We start from the raw sequence: 17,067 nt of genomic DNA, 5'->3' as shown, positions 1-17,067 counted from the left end.
CAGGAAATAATTCATAATATTAGATGCTTTAATACTTTTTGGATACCGCGATCAAGTCGCGGTATGACATCAGGCTAATTATGTATCGATATAAGATCACCATTGAGTATTTAGGCACGGATCTTGCAGGTTGGCAAAGGCAAGCAGGAGTAATGTCGGTACAGCAAATATTAGAAGAAGCAATTTATAAATTTTCCGGTGAACAGGTAGTATTGTTTGGATCAGGAAGAACAGATGCCGGTGTGCATGCTATAGGTCAAGTAGCACATTTTGACCTTTCAAAATATTTAGAACCTCACAAAATTATTACAGCTATCAACTATTTTGCACGACCTTATGCAGTAATAGTATGGAACTGTGAAATGGCTCCAAATAATTTTCATGCAAGATTTTCAGCTATCTCTCGTCACTACATATATAGGATTCTTAATAGACCTTACTCATCGGTAATTAATCGTGATCGTGTTTGGTGGATTAGTTCACCTTTAGATGTTCTAGCTATGCAAAAAGCTGCAACTTATCTCTTAGGTAAACATGATTTTACTTCATTTAGGGCTAGCTTATGTCAATCAAAATCACCGATAAAAACTTTAACTGAACTTAATATCATTAAAGAAGACGAAGAAATAAAATTATATCTTTCAGCACCCTCATTTTTGCATCATATGGTACGTAATATTGTCGGTAGTTTAGTACTTGTCGGTAAGAATGTTTGGCAAGCAGAATACATTAAAGAGGTTTTAGAAGCAAAAGATAGAAAAGCTGCGGGTCCTACTGCTCCCGCATCCGGTCTTTATTTTGTGAGAACGGAGTATTAACACTTTATTATATATATTCGCCCCACTTGAAAAATTGGCTACGTCGTCTTTGTAAGTCCTCGGATGCTGAACGTTTAATCCTCGCTTGGCATTGTTGCATGGCTTGGTAAAACCCGCTGTGTCACCCCCGTGGCTTGACCACGGACGGGGTCCATAAAGACAACTTAAAATACTAATAATTTTAGTATTTTTAACTGGATCCCGCGACTTGATCGCGGGATGACAATCGGAAAATCAATCCACGTAACAATGCCTACGCGGGAATGACAATAAGGTCTTTTTTAAAAATGTTCACAGAGCCTATAATACTGTTAATAAACTATATAATTTTTCATGTATTTTAGTTAGCTTACCTATATCATTTCCGCCGGCTTGAGCAAGGCTTGCCTGCCCACCGCCTCCTGTGCCGCCTAAGAATAACGAGAGTTCTTTTGCAATATTACCGGCGTTGAACTTATCTGTTATAGCTTTACTCACCGCAACCGTAATAGATAATTTATCGCTATTACCCACAATATATACTACTATTAAATCCTCTACTTTTTTCGTTAAATTTTCTGCAGCCTGACGTAGTACTTTATTGTCTAAATTCTCTATATATCGATAAATTAACTTAACTCCTTTTATCTCTTCAGCTTCTTTATTAATCTGCTCTATGCTTAAATCTAAACGGGCTAAATGGACTTGTTCAAGCTCTTTCTCAAGACCTTTATTCCGTTCTAAAATATTGTTCACTTTGGTAATAAGCTCATTTTTATTAGTTTTTAAACTGCTTTCTACCGATTTAAGTAAATTCTCTTTTTCTCTCATTAATTTAATTACGAATTCACCGCAAACTGCTTCAATTCTGCGAACACCGGCAGCTATAGCACTTTCGCTTGTAATCTTAAAGCAACCGATATCGCCAAGGCGTCTAACATGCGTACCGCCGCATAATTCTAAAGAGTTATCGCCCATCTTAACTACTCTTACCTCAGAGTCGTATTTTTCTCCGAATAATGCCATAGCTCCTTGTTTGACTGCATCTTCAGTTGCCATTAATGTAGTATTTACTTCATGATTAGCTCTAATAATCTCATTTACCTTATCTTCGATCAAAGTAATTTCTTCATTAGTCACAGCTTTAGAATGGCTAACATCAAAACGTAAATAAGTCGGAGCGACTAACGAGCCTTTTTGTGTCACATGTTTACCAAGCACCTCGTGCAGTACTGCATGTAATATATGCGTTGCCGAATGATGAATTCTTAAATTCTGTCTATATTTTATGTCTATACTAAAATTAGCATTTTCTCCTACATTAATTTTGCCTTTCTTCAAAATACATTTGTGAACTATAATAGAGCCTAAATATTTCAAAGTATCTATTACTTCTACTTCAGAATCTTTTGCAAATATCGTCCCAATGTCACCCATCTGACCGCCGGACTCACCGTAAAAAGGAGTTTGGTTGCTGATCAACAAAAATTGCGTATCTGTTTCCTGAATATTATTAACTAAATTATTATCTTTGATTAATACAATTATTTTACATTCTGTTTCATTAAGCGTATATCCTAAAAATTCCGTGCTACCATATTGCTCTTTGATATCAAACCATAGCTGATCGGTTTTGGACTCACCGGAACCAAGCCAAGATTTTCTAGCACGTTCTTTTTGTGCAAGCATTTGCTCTTCAAACCCTTTATGATCAACAGAAATATCACGGTTTTTTAGAATATCTTCGGTTAAATCAAGCGGAAATCCGTAAGTATCGTATAATTTAAATGCTATTTCTCCTGATAATTCATTACCTTTTGTTAGCGTTGCTGTTTCTTCGGAAAGTAATTTTAATCCTCTTTCTAAAGTAGTTTTAAATCTAATCTCTTCCTGTTCTAAGATATTACTTATAAAGCTTTCGGCTCTTTTAAGTTCCGGATAAACATTCCCCATTAAATCAACAAGCTTTGGCAGTAATTTATACATAAGCGGCTCTTTGCTACCTAACATATGAGCATGCCTCATGGATCTTCGCATAATACGGCGAAGTACGTAACCGCGTCCTTCATTTGAAGGGATGACACCGTCAGCTATTAAAAAGCTACTTGCTCTTAGGTGATCAGCAATAACCCTATAAGAAAATTTAGCTTCTCCCTCTACTTTCACTTTTACTATATTTTCGGTAAAATCAATTATTTCCTGAAATAAATCTATATCATAATTATTGTTAACATGCTGCAATACCGCAGTCATACGCTCAAGACCCATACCGGTATCAATAGATTTTTGCGGTAACTCTATTCTAGTATCCTTATCGACTTGTTCATATTGCATAAATACCATATTCCAAATCTCGATAAATCTATCACTGTCTTCATCTTTAGTACCGGGAAGTCCACCATATATATTTTCGCCGTGGTCGTAAAAAATTTCGGAGCAAGGACCGCAAGGACCGGTATCGCCCATAGACCAAAAATTATCGTTTGTTTTGATCCTTATTATGCGATCATCCCCAAAACCTGCTATTTTTTTCCAGTAAGAAGCTGCTTCGTTATCGGTATGATAAATTGTTGCATAAAGCTTGTTTTTCGGTAGTTCAAATTCTTTAGTTAATAAATTCCAAGCGTAATATATAGCTTGTTCTTTAAAGTAGTCACCAAAAGAAAAATTACCTAACATTTCAAAAAATGTGTGATGTCTTGCAGTATAACCGACATTCTCAAGGTCGTTATGCTTGCCGCCGGCTCTAAGAGATTTCTGACTAGTTACCGCTTTGTTATAAGGTCTTTTTTCCTGTCCTGTAAAAACATTTTTAAATTGCACCATTCCGGAATTAACAAACATTAAGCTAGGGTCATTGTGTGGAATTAACGAGCTAGCCGGTACATGCGTATGATTATTTGTTTTAAAGTAAGTTATAAATTTACTTCTAACTTCTTCGGTGGTAAATTTAGTCATATAAGTTATAATAATTTAAAGTTTCTTTATATACTTCGTTTCTTTTAAAAGTAGTATTGCATACTTCTTTTAAAAGAAGTTTAAAATAATGAGTATTAGAGATGGGAAGCGGTTCCTATCTCTAATATTAATTTATGTTTTATTTTGACTATTCTTCATTTATCGGGAGTATACTCTGAATCATGAGTAAAATAAATTTATTTATGAAAAATATTTTTGATTCGATCAAATTACATTTTGTTAAATTTGCTACAAAATTAAAAATATTTTCTTTCAAAAGAAAAAATATTGTGGTGTTACTAGGTAATAAAGGGGTGTTTCTTAGTACTTTTCTCGATAATAAATTATTAGATAAATTATTTATCCCTAATCAGGAACAGATAGACTTAAACCCTTATAAAAACTTTTTTAGTAAATTTCCAAAAAGCGATATTTATTTTTTACTTGACGGCAGCGAATGTAAAACACGGCACGATCAAATACCTATATTACAGTCAATAGTAAAACTTGATCCTATTGAACAATTTATCGAAGGTTATTTTAATAAAGAAGACATTATAGCACATTGTGTTTACGAAATTACTACTACACCAAGTGAAATTTGGTCGACTTTAATTATGTCGTGTCCATTTGAAACACCTTTAAGCGATATAATTTCATGCATTATAGATAAAAGATCGCTTGATTTAAAAGGAATTTATTTTTTAACATTAGAGCTAAAAGTTATTATAAATAAAATAGTGCAGAATATAGAAAATGATAAATATAACGATTATTTTCAAATTTGTGTATATGCATCACAAGCTAGCGGTATAAAATTTATTATCAAACATAAAAATAATATAATAACAATTAGAAATCTTGAGTATCCATTTGATAAAACGGTCGGCTATATTCAAGGTATTATAGAACAAGAAATTAATGATTGCTTTATATTATTTAAAAACTATATAAGTAATCTTGATCAAAAAGCCTGTATAATTCTTATAGTAGATGAAGAGTTGAAATCTTTATTAGAATCAACAAATTTTGAAGATCGCCCTGTAATCTTTATACCGGTTGATAATATACTAAATAAGCAAACTCTAGAAAAAGAAAGATTTGTAGATACAAATATTAGTAGGCTGTTTCTAGAATATAAGAGCTTTCCTGCTTATAATAATAATTTAAAATCAATAAAAAAACTAGTTACTATAAAAGATCTAACATTTAAATTATATGGTACATTACTTATAATATTAATATTAGTGATCGGTGTTATCACATATAATACAAAACAGAATTACAAAGACATACACTCTATTAATGAAAAATATTATGCAACAAATCAAGAATATGATAATATAAAATATAAATATCCTTATATTAAAAATACTACTAGTCTAGCTGATTTATATGTAATAGAAAAATTACTAGAAGCACCGGTACCACTGCCGTTTGATTTACTTAAAAGACTAATAATTACTTTAAATCCAGCTTTTAAATTAGAAGAAATTAAATGGGAATTAACAAATATAGATAATATTTTGCTAGTTTCTAAGAGACACTTAATAATCAAATTAATATTTAAATATCATACTAATAATCTATCGGTAGATGAATCTCTAAAGATGCTAGATGATCATATGCAAAACGTAAAAAATAAATTATCTAATTTGCAAATAGATTATGTTATATACAAGGATAAAATACTTGATATATTCGGTAAGGTAGTAATTCCTTTGTCGGTTAATATAATTGACGATAAAACGTAATATTCTATGTCATTCCTAGCTAAGGCGGGAATCTAAAAAACTTATTTTTTTATAGGTTTATTTTGTCAATTAATGTGTAATTTTTGTACTAGTATTAAAGTTATTTTTCTGGATTCCCGCCTTCGCGGGAATGACATAAACCATGCAACAACACTAATAACCCAAGGTAAAAATAATGTTTGAAAAATATATTATGTATCTAAAGAATCTTATATTTTTTCAATTTATCATATATTTTTTCTTTATTTCCTTAACTATTTGGATAATAAAAAATTTTCAGCAAGAATACAGTAAATCTATTCTTGATAAACAAGTTGTACAAGAAAATCTAACGGAAGAAGTTTTAAAGCTTTATTCTGTCATTAACTCTAAAGAAGAAATATTAGAATCTTACAAAAAATATGTAGATTTAAGCGTGCCAAGTAGTGTGAGTTGCTTAAATTATCAAGAACTAATTCCCAAAATAAAAAGCTTAAGCAATAAATATAATTTAGTAGAACCTATAGATGTATCTATAAATTCAGTATTTTTTAAAAATAATGTTCAGGCGATTGAAGGAGAAAGTGAATCGATTCATGTAAATAATTATAGTATAAATATAAAATATGCATGTGCAGATTTTTTGACTTTTCTAAAAATATTCTCTGAAATTTATTCTTATATGCCTCCTAATACTCTTATATCTTTTGTACGAGTGCGTAATGAAGAAGTATTAACGCCTAAGAATATCTATAAACTTTCAGTAAATCATGCTCCTAATCTTATTTATGCTAAATTAATATTATATATCAGAGAATTAGCCTCAAAATAAATTACTAAAATGAATAATGCAATAATACTTAATAACGTAAATACTAATTTATTTAAAAAGGATATTGTTAATAATTTTGTCAATAATCTTACGAAATCTACTTGCTCTACTATTGCAAATATGCTTGCTATAGATTATACGCTAAGGCTTAATTCTAAACTGGAAGCCGAAAAATATATTAACAAATGTATTTCTAGACTCAAAAATTATTTAGGTATGCGGGTTATTAACGATGATAATTTTTCCGTAGCACTAGAGTTATTTGCAATAATGATTACTTCTGAAGACGAAAATGAGCAAAATAAGAATAATATTTTAGAGCAATCACAAGATATAATAGCAGAAAATCTTGTAGAAGTTTATTTTGGAGATGAAAAAATAAATAGTACTGAAAAAGAAAAAATTAAAAATATATTTAAAACTCTTTTAAAAGAGAAGAATTTTGACAAAATAATACATTATGCGGAATCTCATAAAAAATTATTTAAGGCTTCCATAATGTATGCAATGAAGAAATATAATAATATTGATGAAGCCACCACGTATATAAAAAAAGAATTTAATAAAATATTAGAGATGTCTTTAGCATTTACACAAAAAAGTAATGTATTTAAACAAGCAACCGGAAAAATCGCCGGTGCTGTTTGTGCTTTATTAGTCGGAGCAATTAGTGTTGCGACTGCGGGAGCGGCTTTTTCTATCATAGTTGTACCGGCATCAATTTTTGCCGTTAGATATGCACCTGAACTTGGTGAAAAAATTGGAGAATTAATTTTGAATAATGATAATGCAATAAAACTAGAACAAAGCAATATAGATAAGTTTATGAAAACATTACAAAATAATAAAGAAAGTCTTCTATCTCAAGCAAAAACAAAAAACATCAAACAAAATATTAAAGTTTCTCCTTCTCAAATAAATGCTAAATTAACTAAGAAAGCGGTTAATGAAAAACATAGATAAAGCTATTTTTACTTGAGAATATAAAATATTACTCTTATTATCTTTTTTTTAATCAATACAATAACTTCAATGAGAAAAGTAGTAATATCCGGCATGATCGGTAACGCTTTAGAATGGTATGATTATGCATTATATGCTCAATTTGCTTATATTATAGGGCAGCATTTTTTTCCGGATTCAGAAATGCGGGATACTTTAACTTTTGCAGTATTTGCTGCGGGCTTTGTAGTACGACCGCTTGGCGGTATTATTTTTGGTAATATAGGTGATAAATTCGGCAGACGTACTGCTTTGGTAATGGGTATTATAACTATGGCAATACCGACTACCGGAATAGGTCTCTTACCAAGCTATAAAACTATTGGAATTGCCGCTCCTATTATTTTAACTATTATCAGACTCATACAAGGTTTTTCTTTAGGAGGGGAATTTAGCGGTTGTATTTCGTATATTGTAGAACATGCTTCGACAGAAGAGCGAGGACTTGCAGGGAGTAGCTCATTTGTTAGTATGTGCGGCGGTATGCTCCTTGGACTTGGTACAGCAGCCGGTTTTTCTTATTTTATGTCTGCTGAGATGCTTTTTGAATGGGGCTGGAGAATACCTTTTATTGCCGGTTTATTTATTAGCTCCGTAGGTTTATATATTAGAAAAAACCTAGCAGAAAGTCCTATTTATAAAAAAGCTAAAGAGAGCGGACGCTTAGCACGCTTTCCTTTGCGTGAAACATTAACCAAATATCCGAAAGAATTAATAGTAGCACTTGGAATCTATATTACCGTAACTGCTCCTTTTTATACTTCTACGGTTTTTATCGGTAATTTTATGCAAACACTCGGTTATACCAGTCAGCAAAGCACAATTGTTAGTAGTATAATATTAATCGTAATGATGATTGTATTACCGATATCGGCATATATTTCTGATAAAATCGGACGTCGTCCTGTGCTAATATGGGGTATTATATTATTAATTGTATCTGTCTATCCTATTTTTATATGTCTTGGATCAATGAATTTTGCTTTAGCTATAATATCTCAAATAGTATTTGCCGGAATTATCAGCATTTATATGGGACCTGTCCCAACGATTCTAGTAGAAATATTTTCAACTAGTATAAGATTTACCGGTGTTGCACTTTCTTATAATCTTGCTGCTGCCATATTTGGCGGCACCGCACCGATGGTGGCAATGATATTAACGAAAGTTACCGGCGATAATTATGCTATTGCATATTATTTAATTGCACTTGCTTTATTATCCTCTATAATTTTGAAATTCTATAAAGAGACATATAAGAAAAACTTGGTAAACTAATTATGAGTGAAGTTTTTGAAATACCAAACGGTGAAAGCAAGGTTTTACTCCATTGTTGTTGTGCTCCTTGCGTCGGTCCTTTAATGGAAAAAATGATAGATAACGGCATTAAGTTTACGCTATTTTTTTATAATCCTAATATACATCCTAAAAAAGAATATGAGCTGCGTAAAAACGAAAATATACGTTTTGCCGAGAAGCATAATATAGAATTTATCGACGCGGATTACGATCCGCAAAATTGGTTTAGAAGAGCTAAAGGAATGGAGTTTGAGCCTGAACGAGGTAAACGCTGCAGCATGTGTTTTGATATGCGTTTTGAACGTACGGCTTTATATGCTTATGAAAATGGCTTTAGGGTTATTACTAGTTCTCTTGGTATTTCTAGATGGAAAGATATGAACCAAATTAATGAATCAGGAATTAGAGCCGCATCTCATTACGAGGGGATAACTTATTGGACTTATAATTGGCGTAAAGACGGCGGTGCTAGTAGGATGTATGAAATCGCTAAAGAAGAGCATTTTTATAAGCAAGAATTTTGCGGTTGTGTTTATTCTTTCCGTGACACTAACGATTGGCGAGTAGCGGGTTGCTCGTCCTAAGATTGAGATCGGTAAGGAGTATTATTAAGACCTCTGTGTCCATAGCACGAGCTTGTAGTGGTATTGTATGAATTTTCCTGTGTCATTCTCGCGAAGGCGGGGATCTAGTAATTAATAGGTGTAAATAATTTAAATTCTTTTATTTTTTTGGATTCCCGCCTTCGCGGGAATGACATAATAACCATAATTCTTATGAAAAAACTATCATTTCAGCAAATTATACTGACATTACAAAATTATTGGCAGGATTACGGCTGTGCAATACTGCAGCCTTACGATGCACATGTTGGAGCAGGTACTTTTCATCCTGCAACGGTGCTTCGATGTCTTGGCACTAAACCTTGGTCTGTCGCTTACGTGCAACCGTCTAGAAGACCCGGGGATAGCAGGTACGGTATGCATCCTAACAGAATGCAACATTATTATCAGTTTCAAGTTATCTTAAAGCCGTCGTCGGATAATATTCAAGAGCTATATCTTAAAAGTTTAGAATGTTTAGGTATAGATTTAAAAACGCATGATATTCGTTTTGTTGAAGATGATTGGGAATCGCCGACACTAGGTGCTGCTGGGCTTGGCTGGGAAGTGTGGTGTAACGGTATGGAAGTGTCGCAATTTACTTATATGCAGCAAATCGGGGGTATTGAATGCTGTCCCGTTGCCGGTGAAATCACTTACGGGCTTGAGCGTCTTGCTTTATATATTCAAGGTGTTGATGAAGTAAAAGAACTTGACTGGAATGGGCAAGTAGGAGAAAAAGCTTTAAAATACGGTGAAGTAGCTTTTGAGGCTGAAAGGCAATTTTCAAAATATAATTTAGAGCTTGCAGATAGTGAAATGTTAGTACGGCATTTTAAAGATAGCGAAGAACAATGTGAGTGGTTAGTAGAGAAAAATGTGCCGTTAGCTGCTTATGATGAATGCCTTAAGGCAAGTCATGCATTTAATCAATTAAATGCACTTGGGGTGATTAGTGTAACTGAGCGTGCTTCCTACGTTTTAAGAGTGCGTCATTTAGCAAAAATTTGTTGCACAAAATGGTTGGAGATGAACGAGTGAGTGAGTTATTATTAGAGTTATTTAGTGAAGAAATACCTGCATTCATGCAAAAAAATGCTGAAAAGGGTTATTTAAACATATTCACAAAAATTTTTGAAGAAAACGAAATATTTGCAAAAGTAAAAGTGTTTGCAGGACCTCGCAGGATAACTCTGCATGCTACCCACTTGCCGAAAGTAACGTTACCAAAAGAAACGGAAATTAAAGGACCTAGCTTAGATGCTTCGGCAGCCGCTATTAATGGCTTTTGTAAAGCTCATAATGTTAGCAAATTAGAGCTTTCTACTAAATTAATTAATAATCAGCTATATTATTTCTTCATCAAAAAAACAGAAGAAAGAGAAATAAAAGAGATTTTACCGGAAATTATTATAGAGGCTATTAATAAATATAGCTGGGCAAAGTCGATGTTTTGGGGTGATTATAATATAAAGTGGGTTAGACCTCTGCGTAACATTTTATGCATATTTGATGGCGAAATATTACCGCTGCAATTTGGGCATTTAACCGCTAATAATATTACGTACGGGCATCGCCTAACTGATAACAAAAAAATAGAAGTAGAAAATTTTGAGGATTACAAAAATAAACTTTCAGAAAATCATGTTATTTTAGAAAGAACAAAGAGAGAAGAAATAATTAAAACCGGTTTATCAGAACTCGCAAATTCTCATGATTTAACTATAAAAGAAGATAATCGTTTAATCGAAGAAGTAGCAGGGCTTACTGAATTTCCTGTTGTGCTACTTGGAAGAATACCGCAAAAATTCTTAGAGTTACCTAAGGAGGTATTAATTTCCTCGATGCGTACGCATCAGAAATATTTCTGTCTATTCGATAAAGCGGGAAATTTCGCACCGTATTTTCTGTTTGTGAGTAATGGCAGATTTGCAAATGCTGAACTCGTTATTAAAGGTAACGAAAAAGTATTGGCAGCACGTCTTTCTGATGCTTTATATTTTTATAAGCAGGATATAGCTAAAACTTTAGAATCAAATTTATCTAAACTGCTAGCTGTAACGTTTCATGCAAAGCTTGGTAACTTAAGAGAAAAAGTCGACCGCATAACCGATATTTGTAATTATATAGCTCCAAATAATAAAGATTTAATTACGGCAGCAAAACTTTGCAAAAGCGATCTTGTTTCGGAAATGGTCGGGGAATTTCCTGATCTGCAAGGTATTATGGGTTATTATTATGCAAAACATGAGGGGTTAGATGAAGAAGTAGCTACAGCAATTAAGGATCATTATAAACCGCAAGGTCTGAGCGACAATGTACCAAACGGGAATGCTGCACTTCTTGCTACTGCTGACAAAATAGATAGTTTAGTCGGTTTAATGATAGCAGGAGAAGCTCCGACAGGTTCAGGTGATCCATATGCCTTAAGACGTCAAGCTCTTGGTATAATAAGAATAATAATTGAAAATAAATTAGAGTTAAATTTAAATGATTTAATTAATTTTTCTATAAACTTATATAAAGATTCATCTGATAAAAATAAGGATTTAATAATATCTTTCTTTGAAGAAAGAATAAAATTCTATTTCAAAAATAATTATGATATTTCATTAATTAATGCAATTCTTGATTTAAGCACAGAAGATTTGGTTAGTGTAAGTCTAAAACTTAACGCCTTACAAAAATTTTTAGCAGAAGACGCAGGAAAGCAATTATTAAATGCTTATAAACGAGCAAGTAATATAATCGGCGATCAGAAAATTACCGGTTTAGTTGATGGGAGTCTCTTTACTACGCAGCCCGAAAAAGAATTATTTGAAGTGATGCAAAAACTTTCGCCGCAAATTATAGATAGTATAACTGATAAAGATTACGAGAGAGCTTTAAATTTATTATCATCTCTATTAGCTCCGATTACTAGCTTTTTTGACAACGTACTCGTTAATGACCCTGATCCAACAATCGCACAAAATCGTTTATCGTTATTACAAAATACTTGCGAATTATTCCATAAAATAGCTAAGTTTAACTGCTTATGATTGAAATCTGTCATACCGTGGCTTGACCAATTAGTGTACGAACGTTCAGGATGTCATTCCTGCGTGATGTTGTTGCGTGAATCGATTTTTCCGTCATTGCGAAAAACTGTAAGTTTTGATGAAGCAATCCAGTAAAAAATGCTAGTTTATAGTATTTTTTTAATTTTTTTCTGGATTGCCACGCTCCTTACAGTCGCTCGCAATGACGATTTAGTATCCACGTAACAACGCTTCGCAGGAAGGACATATAAGTAACAAACTTAAATAACTAAATTAATGATTAATAAAGCAGTTCAATTTATAAAATCCGGTAAAGTGGTTGTTTTTCCAACCGAAACAGTCTATGGAATCGGAGCGGATGCTACTAATAATGAGGCTTGTTTAAAGATTTTTCAGTTTAAAAATCGTCCTGCTATTAATCCGCTTATCGTGCATGTTGCATCCATAGAGCAAGCAAAAGAAATAGGTGAGTTTAATGATTTAGCTACAAAAATAGCAGAAAAATTTTGGCCGGGACCATTATCGATAGTTGTTCCTTTAAAAAAGAATGTTAATATAGCATCGTCAGTTACGGCAGGGCTTAATACAATAGCAATTCGGATGCCGTCTTATCCTTTAGCATTAGAACTTATCAGACAATCAGGTAAGCCTATCGCAGCCCCAAGTGCTAACCCCTCAAACTATATTAGTCCAACTAACGCCGAGCATGTTACGAAACATTTTAAGGATAATGAAGAAATTTTTATTTTAGCCCCTGAAATTTATCAATCTGAATATGGGCTAGAGTCAACGATAATTGATACTACAACCGCTACTCCTACTATTCTTAGAGAAGGGTTTATAACGGCTGAAGTTCTAGAAAAAACGCTTGGTATAGAAATTCTTAAAGCTTCAGAGAAAAGTACTATAAAAGCTCCTGGAATGCTTGCAAAACACTATTCGCCAAAAGTACCAATTAGATTAAATGCTACAAATTTAGAGGATAAAGAAATTGGATTAAATTTTGGCAATAGCAACCTTACGGGAAGATTCTTGTTAAATCTAAGCCCCAAAGGTGACCTTATAGAAGCTGCTGCAAATCTTTATGCATATTTAAGAATACTTGACGATTATGCTGCTAGTCATGATATAGAATATATTGCAGTTGCTCCGGTGCCTTCTACAAATATCGGAGCTGCAATTAACGACAGATTGAAACGTGCTGCAAAATTATAAATTTCGGTGTATCTATTCGCCTTAATAGCTTTTTGATGATATTTGGTAATTATATAATTATCATGCGGCTTTAAATAATCATCTTTATTCATAATTTCAAAATTACCGTTCTGCTCTATTAACTCTATTACTTCATAAAAATAATTTTCAATATCGGAAGCAAATACTAAATTACCGTTATCTTTTAGCTTATCTTGCAAAACCTTAAGCCGCTCTTTATTGAAAATGCGTTTCTTTTTTTGCTTATTTTTTGTCCATGGATCAGGAAATAAAATATAAATGCTGTCAAGGCTATTATTAGGTAGATCGTTTAATATAAAATCTAAATTGTTGGGGAATAATAAAAAATTCGTGATATTCTGCCCGCCCGCAAGCTTTAAAACATTTGCAACGCCGTTTAAATATACCTCTACCCCAATAAAAAGTGCATTAGGATTCATTTTAGCTTGGTTAATGAAATGCTCACCCATACCAAAGCCGATTTCTATAAATACTTTATGTTTTTCATCAATAAGCTTTTTTTTTGAAAATAAATATTTCGGTAGTTCCGTATCTAACAAATTTTGTTGCAAGCTTGATAGGCTTTTACCGATACGTCTTGCATATGAACGATTTAAGTTAATAGGAGAAAATAATATTACCCTACTGTAACCTTGTAGATCCTTATAAACGCTTTCAATATTATATCCTTGATCTAAGAAAATTTGAGTTACCGTTTCTTCCTGTTTAAACCCTATCTCTAATGCCAACTTACCGTTTTGTTTCAAGAATTTTTTTGCATTTTCGGCAATTGTTTTATAACTCTGTAAGCCGTTTTCTTCGGCAAATAATGCAAGATGCGGTTCATAATTTATTGTTTCAATTGCCATCTCTGATTTTTCGGTGTTCGATATATAGGGCGGGTTGCTAACGATAAAATCAAACTTCTGATTCTCAATATTCTCAAACCAATTACTGTGAATAATCTGAATGCGATCCGTTACGTGATGTTTTAGAGCATTGTTTCTAGCAACTTCTATTGCATCAAGACTTATATCAGTTGCAATTACATTAGCATTCGGTAACTCGCATAATAGGCTGATAGCAATGCAGCCGCTACCCGTACCGAGTTCTAGGATTTTTATATTGTTAGTCTGTAGCCTTTCGGTGTCATACCCGCGTAGGCGGGTATCCATATAGTGATTTACTGGATTCCCGCTTTCGCGGGAATGACATCTCTTTACCAATTCTACTACAATATCAACCAACAATTCAGTATCGCCTCTTGGAATTAATACATGTTTATTAATGATAAATTCACGTGAGTAAAATTCTTTTACACCTATAATATATGCTATCGGTTCATGCTTTAATCTTCTCTCTAACAATTTTTCAAAAGCTTCTATCTCTGACTGATTTAATTGTTCATCAAGATTAATAAGCAAATATTGAAGCGGTTTATTTATAACATGCCGTAGTAAGATTCGTGCTTCTAATTGCGATGAATTGATCCCTATTTTATTTAATTTATCTGTTGCGTCACTGAGAGCTTGCTTTATGGAGTATTGCATGAATAGTAAAATATTAAATTATTGAGTTGTTATCTTCTAGCCCCTTGATCGTAGTATCTAATTCCATTAGACCCCGTGATCAAGTCACGGGGTGACACTTATTGTCCATGGGTTCCTGCTTTTGCAGGAATGACATCAAGCGAAATTATCTCTTCCATATCTCTTGGCAGCTCACAAGAAAATTCCATAATCTCATTACTAGTTGGATGAGTAAAACTTAAATACCAAGAATGCAGAGCTTGGCGTTTAAAATCAATTAATTTTGCTTTTAATTCAGGTGGGGAATGAGCAACTTTTCGGTCGTTATTGCCATAAGTTTGATCACCGACTACCGAATGCTTTAAATGGCTTAGCTGCACCCTGATTTGATGAGTTCTACCCGTGCTAAGCTTGCATTCCACCATACTAATAGTGCCACCGTAAAACAATTCTAGAGTCTTATAATGTGTCACGGCTTCTTTACCGCCGTATTTTAATATGGTCATTTTTTGTCGATCGCTTCGGCTGCGACCTATATTATTCTTAATCACTCCTTCTAGCGGATTAATTACTCCCCAAACTAACGCTTTATACTTCCGTATTACCTGTCTTTGCTCTATCTGATTTGCAAGTAGCATATGTGCTTTATTATTTTTAGCAACTACCATCAAGCCTGTAGTATCCTTATCTAAACGATGCACTATTCCAGGTCTTTCTGATGAACCGATATCCGATAAATTCTTCGTATGGTGCAATAAAGCATTAGCTAGCGTATCATCATGATGACCCGCCCCTGGGTGTACCGTCATACCTGCAGCTTTATTAATTACAATTAGATCATCATCTTCATAGATTATATCGAGTGCTATATTTGCTGCCTCAATTTTTAGTTCTTCAGGTTCTTTAAAAGAAAATAATATAACATCATTCTCCTTGACCAAAACATCAGGATCAGAAATAATTACATCATTAACTAGTACTTGCGAATCTTTAATAGTTTTTTGGATTTGATTCCTTGAAACATTTTCAAGAAGCAATGATAGAGCTTTATCAAGCCTTATGCCGTTTAGTTCGTGCGGTACGGAATGTTTTAACATATTTTATTTTAAGATAATGAATAATACGCTTAAATGGTTAAGTGCAATCGGTGTTGAATATTACTGCTCTACGCAGCCACAAAAATTAAATATTGATAAGCCCCAAGAAAACAATCAAATTAATCCTATGCCACGAAAAACAATTGATAAAATTCTTGAAGTAGATACCGGTAAAATGCATAATAATATTAGTTTAGCAAGATCTCTTGCCGACAAAGCTCATAATATAGAAGAACTAAGAGAATCTCTACTAAATTTTAATGGCTGTGAACTTAAGAAATTTGCTACTAATACCGTTTTTGGTGACGGTAATCAGAAAGCTCAAATTATGTTAATAGGCGAAGCTCCGGGAAGTACTGAAGATTTAAAAGGTATACCTTTTTGCGGTGAAAGCGGGAATTTACTTGATAATATGCTGCATAGCATCGGAATTTCACGGAAAAATAACGCTTATATTACTAATACGGTATTTTGGCGTCCTCCTGCTAATAGACAACCGACACTCGAAGAAGTCGATATTTGTAGACCGTTTGTTGAGAAGCATATTGCTCTCATTAACCCCAAATTAATTATCTTAGTCGGTAGTACGGCTGCAACTAGCTTACTTGGGAAAAATTCGGGTATTACTAAAATTAGACAAGAATATTATTTTTATACCAATAAATATTTATCTTCACCCATTCAAACTACTGCAATCTTCCACCCTGCCTATCTACTACGCCAACCTATGCAAAAACGTACCTCATGGTATGATTTACTAAAGATTCAGGAGTATTTAGTAAATAATAAACTCATTCTTAATTGATTTTTAAATCTCATGTTTTAAGCAACTAATTTTAGTTGCTTTGTATTAGTAAATATATTATTTTGAAATTAGAAGTAGTAGTGTACAAACGTTCAGAATATCATTCCTAGCTAGAAGCATTGTTGGGTGGATCGAAAAACGTGTTCTAGGTCATACA

Annotated in this window: 11 protein-coding genes and 2 pseudogenes; 10 read left to right on the top strand and 3 right to left on the bottom strand. The window is 33.1% G+C overall.

Annotated elements, in window-relative coordinates:
- Positions 1-80: 80 nt before the first annotated feature.
- A complete protein-coding gene (gene truA / locus ACIAS7_RS02025; RefSeq protein WP_473199131.1) occupies positions 81-818 on the top strand; it encodes a tRNA pseudouridine(38-40) synthase TruA in 738 nt (245 codons plus the stop codon).
- A gap of 300 nt (positions 819-1,118) precedes the next feature.
- On the opposite strand, the gene alaS is transcribed toward truA, so the two are convergent.
- The gene (gene alaS / locus ACIAS7_RS02020; protein WP_473199130.1) at positions 1,119-3,755 is read right to left on the bottom strand and encodes an alanine--tRNA ligase; all 2,637 of its coding nucleotides are present in this window, start codon (positions 3,753-3,755) and stop codon (positions 1,119-1,121) included.
- A 182-nt stretch (positions 3,756-3,937) separates the two neighbouring features.
- Between alaS and ACIAS7_RS02015 the strand changes: the two genes are divergently transcribed.
- The 8 genes and pseudogenes from ACIAS7_RS02015 (at position 3,938) to ACIAS7_RS01980 (ending at position 13,479) form a co-directional block, all read left to right on the top strand.
- Positions 3,938-5,509, top strand: a complete 1,572-nt coding sequence (locus tag ACIAS7_RS02015) for a hypothetical protein (RefSeq protein ID WP_473199129.1) — start codon at positions 3,938-3,940, stop codon at positions 5,507-5,509.
- Positions 5,510-5,684: 175 nt separating this feature from the next.
- Positions 5,685-6,320 (top strand): hypothetical protein, encoded by a 636-nt coding sequence (locus tag ACIAS7_RS02010; protein WP_473199128.1) that lies wholly within the window; start codon positions 5,685-5,687, stop codon positions 6,318-6,320.
- Between the two features lie 9 nt (positions 6,321-6,329).
- Positions 6,330-7,283, top strand: a complete 954-nt coding sequence (locus tag ACIAS7_RS02005; protein ID WP_473199127.1) for an RP853 family protein — start codon at positions 6,330-6,332, stop codon at positions 7,281-7,283.
- A gap of 69 nt (positions 7,284-7,352) precedes the next feature.
- Positions 7,353-8,600, top strand: a complete 1,248-nt coding sequence (locus tag ACIAS7_RS02000) for a metabolite/H+ symporter (RefSeq protein WP_473199126.1) — start codon at positions 7,353-7,355, stop codon at positions 8,598-8,600.
- 2 nt (positions 8,601-8,602) lie between these two features.
- A pseudogene (locus ACIAS7_RS01995) lies at positions 8,603-9,233 on the top strand (epoxyqueuosine reductase QueH).
- Positions 9,234-9,397: 164 nt separating this feature from the next.
- The gene (locus tag ACIAS7_RS01990) at positions 9,398-10,264 is read left to right on the top strand and encodes a glycine--tRNA ligase subunit alpha (RefSeq protein WP_473199125.1); all 867 of its coding nucleotides are present in this window, start codon (positions 9,398-9,400) and stop codon (positions 10,262-10,264) included.
- Positions 10,261-12,264 (top strand): glycine--tRNA ligase subunit beta, encoded by a 2,004-nt coding sequence (glyS, locus tag ACIAS7_RS01985; protein WP_473199124.1) that lies wholly within the window; start codon positions 10,261-10,263, stop codon positions 12,262-12,264. The genes ACIAS7_RS01990 and glyS overlap by 4 nt, the downstream gene beginning before the upstream one ends.
- A 276-nt stretch (positions 12,265-12,540) precedes the next feature.
- Positions 12,541-13,479: an L-threonylcarbamoyladenylate synthase gene (locus ACIAS7_RS01980; RefSeq protein ID WP_473199123.1), complete on the top strand. Its 939-nt coding sequence runs from the start codon at positions 12,541-12,543 to the stop codon at positions 13,477-13,479.
- On the opposite strand, the pseudogene trmB reads toward ACIAS7_RS01980, so the two are convergent.
- Positions 13,445-15,029 (bottom strand): annotated as a pseudogene (gene trmB / locus ACIAS7_RS01975) (bifunctional peptide chain release factor N(5)-glutamine methyltransferase PrmC/tRNA (guanosine(46)-N7)-methyltransferase TrmB). The gene ACIAS7_RS01980 and the pseudogene trmB overlap by 35 nt on opposite strands.
- A gap of 98 nt (positions 15,030-15,127) precedes the next feature.
- A complete protein-coding gene (locus tag ACIAS7_RS01970) occupies positions 15,128-16,105 on the bottom strand; it encodes an RluA family pseudouridine synthase (RefSeq protein WP_473199122.1) in 978 nt (325 codons plus the stop codon).
- A 16-nt stretch (positions 16,106-16,121) separates the two neighbouring features.
- On the opposite strand from ACIAS7_RS01970, the gene ACIAS7_RS01965 reads away from it, so the two are divergent.
- Positions 16,122-16,910 carry a uracil-DNA glycosylase family protein gene (locus ACIAS7_RS01965; RefSeq protein ID WP_473199121.1) on the top strand — a complete coding sequence of 263 codons (789 nt, stop codon included), beginning with the start codon at positions 16,122-16,124 and terminating at the stop codon, positions 16,908-16,910.
- Positions 16,911-17,067 lie beyond the last annotated feature (157 nt).

It is taken from the genome of Rickettsia sp. 109562A South Dakota (assembly GCF_055791265.1).
This window is presented reverse-complemented; position numbering and strand designations above follow the sequence as displayed.